The 4355-nt window shown below is 51.7% G+C and carries 4 protein-coding genes; all 4 read left to right on the top strand.

Annotation, left to right across the window (positions count from 1 at the left end; translation table 11 throughout):
* Positions 1–1318, top strand: a 1318-nt coding sequence (locus tag EJP87_RS14140) for a glycosyltransferase family 39 protein (RefSeq protein ID WP_130472510.1), incomplete at its 5' end; no start/stop codon positions are given.
* 389 nt (positions 1319–1707) lie between these two features.
* Positions 1708–2481 carry a prepilin peptidase gene (locus tag EJP87_RS14135; protein ID WP_130472509.1) on the top strand — a complete coding sequence of 258 codons (774 nt, stop codon included), beginning with the start codon at positions 1708–1710 and terminating at the stop codon, positions 2479–2481.
* Positions 2466–3179, top strand: coding sequence for a dephospho-CoA kinase (gene coaE / locus EJP87_RS14130; protein WP_130472508.1), 714 nt, complete (start codon positions 2466–2468; stop codon positions 3177–3179). The genes EJP87_RS14135 and coaE overlap by 16 nt, the downstream gene beginning before the upstream one ends.
* A gap of 649 nt (positions 3180–3828) precedes the next feature.
* Positions 3829–4355: Rho termination factor N-terminal domain-containing protein (locus EJP87_RS14125; RefSeq protein ID WP_193771402.1), on the top strand; the 527-nt coding region annotated here is incomplete at its 3' end.

Here is a 4355-nt window from a genome sequence, read left to right as displayed (position 1 = left end):
CAGAGCCGGCTGGTATGCCGGTTTAATCTTGACCAGTATGTTGCTCTATATCGTCATGGGCCATTTTAACACATTGGATATGGGGTTATCGGTGTGTCTGGCTCTGGCTGTTGGTTCCCTGGTCATGGCACAGACGCAGCGAGAGCGCAATCCTGTGGTCTGTCGCAATTATATGCTGTTTGGTTGGGCTGCCCTGGCTGGTGCCTGTTTGAGCAAGGGTTTGATCGGTTTGTTGCTGCCGGGGGCAACCATAGTGCTCTACTCTCTGTGGCAACGGGATTGGCAACTCTGGCGGCATCTCTATCTGGGACGTGGTTTGCTGCTTTTTCTGCTGCTGACTGTGCCATGGGTTTGGGGAGCCAGCCAAGCCAATCCAGAGTTTGCCCGTTTCTTTTTTATTCATGAACATTTTGCCCGCTTTACCAGCCAGGTACACGGTCGCGTCGGTCCCTGGTGGTATTTTATCGGAGTATTTATCTTGGGTTGCATACCCTGGACCCACCGGGCCTTGGCTGTGCTCATGCGACCAGGTTTTGCCTGGCGCAAAGGCGATGGTCAATTTGATCCCGTGCGCTTTTTGTGGGTCTACATTCTCTTTATCCTGTTTTTTTTCAGTATCTCCCAATCCAAACTGATTCCCTATATTTTGCCTGTTTTTCCTGCCCTTGCCCTTCTCATGGGACGCCAACTGGCTCAGCGTTTTCCCTGGCCGGATGTGGGTTGGGAAACCCGGATTCTGGCTCTTTTGTTTCCGCTGATGCTGTTGGGGGCTATGAATGTCGACCTCTTTATCGATGAACGCCATCCTGTCACCATGATGTCTGAGGCCAGACCATGGTTGCTGGCCTGTGGCACAACCATGGCTCTGGCCGTTGCTGCTTCCCTCTATTGGCGTTGTCGTGGTCAGGCAGCACTCGTCGCAATAGTGGTCGGCAATCTGTTGGCCTTGCAGTTTATTGCCTGGGGTGCCGATGTTTTCTCTTCCAGCAACTCCAGTCGCCATGCTGCTCGTGCCATAGATACAGTCGGTGGAAGCGAGTTGCCGGTTTATTGCATCGATTGCTATTATCAATCCTTGCCCTTTTATCTGAATCGCACCATTCGTTTGGTACGCTATCGCGGTGAGTTGGCGTTTGGTATCCAGCAACAGCCAGAGCTGTGGATTGCCACTGCGGAGGAGTTTCAGCGCCGTTGGTTGCAAGAGACCCAAGCAGTCGCTGTTTTTAATCGTCACCAATTGCAGAGTTGGCAAAAAATGGGGTTACCTATGCGGCTGATCCATCAGGATGAACGACGTACCGTCGTAGCCAGACGTTGACTGTACTTTGCATAGCCATCACTTGAAAATTATGTAACTATTCACCACCCAAAACCATTGCGAGTCCAGGGGGATGGAATCCCTGGGATTTTGTTTTTAATCTTGGTAACTATTCACCACCCAAAACAACTGCGGGTCCAGGGAGGGCACCTCCCTGGCCGGGTCCAGGGATGGAATCCCTGGGATTTTGTTTTTAATCTTTTGCCTTTGGCGCGCCTTTCACAACAAGCCGACGCGCTTTTTGCGTCGGCGCGGCGCGCCTAATGGAAGCAAGCTGTGCGGATTGGCGCGTTTTTTTGCGCCAATTCGCACAGCATCCCCATGGGGGTAGAGCTGGCGAGCTGGCACGAGCCTGAATAGTTACAAAATTATTATGGAAAGCAGTTTCCATGCCTTGGGAATATACCGCCTTACTCCTGCTTTATGGTAGTATCATTGGCAGCTTTTTGAATGTGTGTATCTACCGCCTGCCACGGGAGATCAGCCTGGTTCGCCCCCGTTCCAGTTGTCCGCATTGTCAAAAAATTATTGCCTGGTATGATAACATTCCTCTGTTGAGCTGGCTTTTTTTGCGTGGTCGCTGTCGTAACTGTCAGCAGTCGATCTCGCCTCTCTATCCGTTAGTCGAATTGGCCAGTGCTCTGCTGGTATGGCATACCGTTTGGCACTTTGGTTGGAATGGCAGAACTGCGCTGCTTCTTTTGCTCGGATTTGCCTTTCTGGTACTGATGCTTATCGATTTTTACCACTATATTCTGCCGGATGTAATCACTCTGCCTGGAATTGTGCTGGGTGTGGTCGCGGCTGCCTCTCCTCTGAGTATTCCCCCTTTGGCGACGCTGGAAAACTCCCTGCTGGGTCTGTTGTGCGGAGGAGGGGGATTGTGGATGTTTGTCTGGTTTTTTGAAAAAATAACCGGCAAGAAGGGTATGGGAGCTGGCGATATCAAGCTCTATGCCATGATCGGCACTTGGTTGGGTTGGCACAGTCTGCCCTTGACGCTCTTTTTGGCAAGTCTGCTTGGCTCTGTGGTGGGAATTTTGTGGATGCTATTTACCCAGCGCGACCGTTCGCAACCAATCCCCTTTGGTCCCTATCTGATCATTGCTGCCTGGGTATATCTGTTGTACGGAAAGGAGATTTATCGATGGTATCTCACTTGACCGAACACAAGAGGGGCCAACTTTTTCTGGTTGCGGTTACTGGTTCCCTGGGTTGTGGCAAAAGTCGGGTGAGCCATTGGCTGGCTGAACAAGGAGCCTTTCTCTTGGATGCCGATCAGGATGCCCGTGCTGTGCTGGAACCTGGTAGTGCTGGTTGGCAGGAGGTGGTCAACCATTTTGGCAGTACGGTTTTGCACAACAGCAGCCATCCGGCGGCTATTGATCGTCGTCGTTTGGGAGAGATTGTGTTTGCCGATCCCATGGCCTGTACAGCCCTGGAAGCCATTGTGCATCCTCGGATCTATCGGCGCCAGGCGGAACAGTTGCAAGAGTGGCAACGGTGCACACCCGTTGGACAAACATCTGTTGTTATAGCCGAAGTGCCCTTGCTTTTTGAAGCCGCCGTCGCGCATCGTTTTGACCGTACAGTTGTCGTGCTCTGTGGCGCGCAACAGATGCAACGGCTGCGCGAACGCAGCAATATGTCTGCAACCGTACAACAAGCAATAATTGCCCGGCAACTTTCTGAACATGAAAAACAACAGCGCGCCTGGTATTGCATCGATAATCAAGGAGAGTGGCAGAATACCCAAAGGCAACTGCATGCGCTCTGGAGCACAATTCAACAGGAGCTGACCACGCATCAGCAAGGCGCCTGGCCTGCCCGTTGGCCGGAACTGCAAAACAGTGTAGGGTAAATCGGTGCAGAGGCAGGGCAAGCGCATTTGCCAATTTCTTCACTGTTGCCACAAGCGAAACTGTGCATGTCGGGCGTCCGCCCTCCCAAAGAGTGCCCCTGCGGGGCACAAATCTGTGCGGCGTGCGCGAATGCTTAAGCATTCGCTTTTGTGAAACGCCGCACATTACCAGCAGGGTTTTGCCCTGCACCCACCAGGAGGAGATAATCTCCTCCCGGACCTCCATAATAGTTTTCTGATTTTTCAAATGCGATTGCCCCGGGTACAGAGGAGAGTGCTAAAAAAATTGATTGACTTTTGCAGTGAGGGTGTTTAACCTTCCTGAGGTTAGTGTGACTCCCCGGTTGAATAAGGCTTTCCCTGTCTCGCCGGCTGCGATCGTCGCTTTTTATAATCTGTCTGATGCCAGTGTGCTATTTCGGGTATTGCGAACAAGCTGACTCCCTTTCCCCAGTCATACAACAACGTTCCGACGACTTGATCCAACGCTTGCCGACGTTTTGATGCCGCTGGTGCTCACTTTCGTCTGAGTATCTTTGTACCCGGTTTGCTGTTCCTGCGTTTTTGTGGCAGGCAGATAGTGTTTGGCTTTGCTAAAGCCAAACTTCTGCCGCTGTTGTTCAACTCACAGCATTTGATCGAATGCCCCATGAACCTAAAAGACCTGAAATCAGAAAGCGTTTCTGCTCTGACCGCCCTGGCTGTTGAAAAAAAGATCGAGGGCATCAATGGTATGCGCCGCCAGGACTTGATCTATGCCCTGCTCAAGGCGGAAAGCACCAATAATGGCCAAATCTACGGTGAAGGGGTGTTGGAGGTGCTGCCGGATGGTTTTGGTTTCCTGCGGGCCCCCGATATGAACTATCTGCCTGGGCCAGATGATATTTATGTCTCCCCCTCGCAGATTCGCCGTTTTGCCCTGCGTACCGGTGATGTCATCGATGGGCAAATTCGTGCTCCCAAAGAGAGTGAACGCTATTTTGCTCTGTTGCGCGTAGAAAAGATCAATTTTGAAGAGCCCTTCAAAACACGCGACAAGATTTTATTCGATAACTTGACCCCGCTGTATCCCGATGAGCGTTTGGTCATGGAGGTAGAAAATTGCCCGGAAGAGGATATGGGCACGCGGGTGATCGATCTGATCTGTCCCATAGGCAAAGGGCAACGCGGTTTGAT

Origin of the sequence: Candidatus Magnetaquicoccus inordinatus, assembly GCF_004217665.1 — a bacterium.
Taxonomy (GTDB): domain Bacteria; phylum Pseudomonadota; class Magnetococcia; order Magnetococcales; family Magnetaquicoccaceae; genus Magnetaquicoccus; species Magnetaquicoccus inordinatus.
This window is presented reverse-complemented; position numbering and strand designations above follow the sequence as displayed.